The sequence below is a fragment of the uncultured Campylobacter sp. genome, from assembly GCF_937997595.1.
In the GTDB taxonomy this organism is placed as follows: domain Bacteria; phylum Campylobacterota; class Campylobacteria; order Campylobacterales; family Campylobacteraceae; genus Campylobacter_B.
This window is the reverse complement of record NZ_CALKTS010000272.1, coordinates 1-3,920: the sequence shown is the minus strand read 5'-3', so window position 1 is coordinate 3,920 and position 3,920 is coordinate 1. Positions and strand designations below refer to the sequence as shown.

Here is a 3,920-nt window from a genome sequence, read left to right as displayed (position 1 = left end):
CAAAAATTCCAAAAATTCCAAAAATTCCAAAAATTCCAAAAATTCCAAAAATTCCGTTTCTTGAAATTCTACAAGTAAAATTTCAAAACCGCAAGTAAAATCCCAAATCCTTAGCAAAATTTCACTCATAACAAAGCTCGCAAAATCATACTTTAAACTAGCTTTTGCTACAATCGCGCGTTTTTAAAATCCAAGGACAATTATGAAAAAGCTTATATTTTTTATCTCCGCCCTGCTTTGCTCTTTGAGCCTTTACTCCGCAGATATCAACCCAGATGCACCGCTTAAGCTCGATCCTAGCGTCGTGCACGGCAAGCTAGCAAACGGCGTGAAATTTTATATCCTCAAAAACGACGTGCCGAAAAATAGCGCGCTTTTTTACCTCAACGTAGCCGCAGGTAGTGTTGATGAAAATGATGACGAACAGGGTCTTGCGCATTTCGTCGAGCATATGGCGTTCAACGGCAGCGAGCACTTCGATAAAAACGAGCTAGTCCACACCCTGCAGCGTCTGGGAGTAAAATTCGGCGCCGATCTCAATGCACAGACTGGCTTTGAAAACACCACCTACAACATCCAAGCCCAAGTGAGCGACGAGACACTAAAGGATGTATTTTTGGTACTGCGCGATTATGCAGGCGGCGTGAAATTTGACGAGAACGAAACGCAAAAGGAAAAAGGCGTCATCTTAGAGGAAGCAAAAAAAGGCTTTGAGAGGCGCTTTTACGAAAAGCGCGCCACATATTTATACCCTAATTCCATATTTTCCAGACGCTTTCCGATCGGACAAAATGAAATCATCAAAGGCGCCACCGGCGAGCAACTAAAAAAATTCTACGCGCGCAACTACCTTCCTAGCGCCATTAGCATCATAGTCGTGGGCGACGTAAACGTTGAGCAGATTAAAAACCTAATCAAGCAAAATTTTAGCTCTCTTTCCGCGCACGGCGAAAAAATCCCGCGCGATCTTAGCCTATGCCCATTTGAAGGCGGGCTAGCAAGCACCGTAGAGCCCGAGCTCGGCGCCAATGTCGCTAGCGTGCTTTACGCAGGCAAATATGAGCCGCTAAGAAGCTACGGTGCGCTTAAAAATGAGTGGCTGCAAGCCTACGTATCGAGGCTGATGGAGCTTGGATACGACGCGATGAATGTAAATGCCAAAATTCCGCTTAAAGCCTATTTCGGCTCGGACGATCTGTTTAAAAACCGCAGACTATACAGCATAAGCGCAAATATTTTTAATTTCGACGCCAACGCCACGCTAAATAGTCTTTTTAGCGCGATCAAAGGAGTACGCGAACACGGATTTAACAATGACGATTTTGATAGCGTTAAGGCGGAATTTAAACATCAAGTGCAAGCCGATCTGCTTAAAAACGATACGCAAAGTGCGCAAATAGGAGCGCTACTTGATTTCGTACAAAACGGCAATGTAAAGCTTAGCAAGCAAGACGAGCACGATCTAAGCCTCAAGGCCTTAGAAGAAATAACGCTAGCGGATGTTAATAAATTTTTCTCTCAGATAACGAATGGAGCGAGATTTACGGAGATTATCTCGGCAAAGGATTTAGGCATTAGCCAAAAAGACGCGGAGCTGCTCTACGAAAAAGCGCTGCCGTTTAATTTCGCTGCTTCGAAGCTTGCTTCCAAGCAGCTTGCGGGAGCAGATTTAAAAGAGACGGAATTTAAAGCACAAAAAGGCGCTAGCGGCACTGAAATTTTGGAGTTTAAAAACGGCGCTCGCGTAATTTTAAAACCCCTTAAAAGCGAGAAAAATAAAATCACCCTCGCAGCCGTTAAAAAAGGTGGCTACGCGCATTTCGGCAAGGCTCATGGCGAAATTCTAACCGCGCTGCTAAACTCGGGCACCATAGGCGAGCTAAACGAATACGAGGCGGGACGCTTGACCTCAAAATTTGATTATAAGCTAAGATTTAGGATGGATGACGCAGACTGCGGTTTTAGAGGCGCAGGGGCGGATCTGGAGGCGATGGCACACGAGCTTTACGCGAAATTTAGCGAGCCGCTAATTCATGCAAGCTCGCTTACAAAATACAAAACCGACGCGCTTTCGGCGATTGCGCTACGAGACGAGACGGCGGAATTTAAATTCGGCGAGCAAATTTTAAAATCTCTATATTCAGGAGATACGGCTCGCAAGCAGCCGCTTAGCGTAGATGACGTAAAGAGCGCAAATCTTGCCGATTTACAGCGCGATGCGGATGAAATTTTTTCAGGTGTTAGAGATTTTATCTTTGTGCTTAGCGGCGATTTTGAGCCTGCGCGTGCGAAACAAATTCTAGCCAAATATATCGGCAATCTAAAGCCCGGCACAAGCAGCGCTACGCCTAAAACTTTGATGCTAAATACTTCTAGCGGCGAGATTGTGCAAGATTATGGCGATAGTGATAAAAGCGAAGTTCGGATGATTTTTTCAAACTATGAGCTGCAAAATTTCGACTTTGCAGACACTTATAAATTTCAAGCGTTAAAAAGCGTGCTAAGCAATCGCATCGTCGAGCAAATCCGCGAGGCGCGCGGACAAATTTACTCGGCGATGGTGCATAGCGCCTATGTGCGTGAGCCACAAATCGCAGCGAGCTTGAACGTATCGTTTTCTACCGAGCCGAAAGATGCCCGTGCCGTTGCAGCAAGCGTGAGTGAAATTTTAAAGCAGATCGAAAGCTCGGGCGCGAAAGATAGCGAGCTGGCAAATTTCAAAAAAGCGCAAATTCTATCGACCAAAAGGGCTGCACAGACGAATGATTTTTGGCTTGGAAATATCACTGCGCACGAGCTTTACGGCTATCCGCTCTATGACGAAAAAAGCTATGCGGCAAGCATAAACGCAGTAAAAAGCGCGGATGTGCAAAAAGCCGCACAAATGCTAAGCAATAGGCTATTTACGGCGATCTTAAATCCGAAACCTAGCAGAGATACAAAGCCGCAAGAGGCGCAACCGAAAGAATAAAGGAATTTAATGTTTTCATCGTTTTTTAAGAGTAAAAAATGGGCGTTTTTAGCGTATTCAGGCTTAGTATTTTTAATCGCGATTAACTGGTATCAGACTACGCTAAGCGTGCGGATTAACGAATGGTACCGCGCGTTTTACGATCTGTGCCAAAACGTAGAACGTCATACGCTAGAGGAATTCTACGCACAGATGAAGGTCTTTTTATGGATAGCGATGCCTTCCGTTATCGCCGGGGTTTCGGAGCGATACGCAGCGCGGGTTTGGGCATTTAAATGGCGAGAAGCGATAAGCTTTTCCTATTTTTCATACTGGAAAAAGGTAAGCAAAGATATCGAAGGCAGCTCGCAACGTATCCAAGAGGATATCTTTCGCTTCTCAAAAACCATCGAAGAGATGGGCACAAGAGTGCTCTCGGCAGCTATGACGCTGTTTGCGTTCATACCGGTGCTGTGGGGACTTAGCAGCAATGTCCCTTTTGAATTTCTAAAAAAAATCCCCGGCTCGCTCGTCTGGATCGCGTTTTTAGTTAGCATCGGCGGATTAATAATTTCTTGGCTAGTGGGTTGGTATCTGCCGAGACTGGAATACAATAACCAAAAGGTCGAGGCAGCGTTTAGAAAAGAGCTTGTTTTTGCCGAAGAGGATAAGACGAATTACGCAGGCGAGGATAAAATTATCTCGATATTTGACAAGATAAAATACAACTATTTCAAATTATATCTACACTACTGCTACTTTGATTTATGGCTTTATTCTTTTACTCAAATTTTAATTATCACGCCTTACTTGATAATGGGTCCGGGGCTATTTACTAAAGCAATTACACTTGGGGTTATGGTTCAAGTAAGCAATGCCTTTAATCAAGTGCGCAGCAGCTTCAGCGTTTTTATAAATAACTGGACGACGATCACGGAGCTTCGCTCAATCCATATGCGACTTAAAGAGT

The 3,920-nt window shown here is 44.6% G+C and carries 2 protein-coding genes; both read left to right on the top strand.

Features of this window, described 5'->3' with window-relative positions; all coding sequences use genetic code 11:
* Positions 1-202: 202 nt before the first annotated feature.
* Complete coding sequence (locus Q0614_RS08975; RefSeq protein WP_298788159.1) at positions 203-2,971, top strand: M16 family metallopeptidase; 2,769 nt, start codon at positions 203-205, stop codon at positions 2,969-2,971.
* Between the two features lie 9 nt (positions 2,972-2,980).
* Positions 2,981-3,920: putative transporter (locus Q0614_RS08970; RefSeq protein WP_298788157.1), on the top strand; the 940-nt coding region annotated here is incomplete at its 3' end.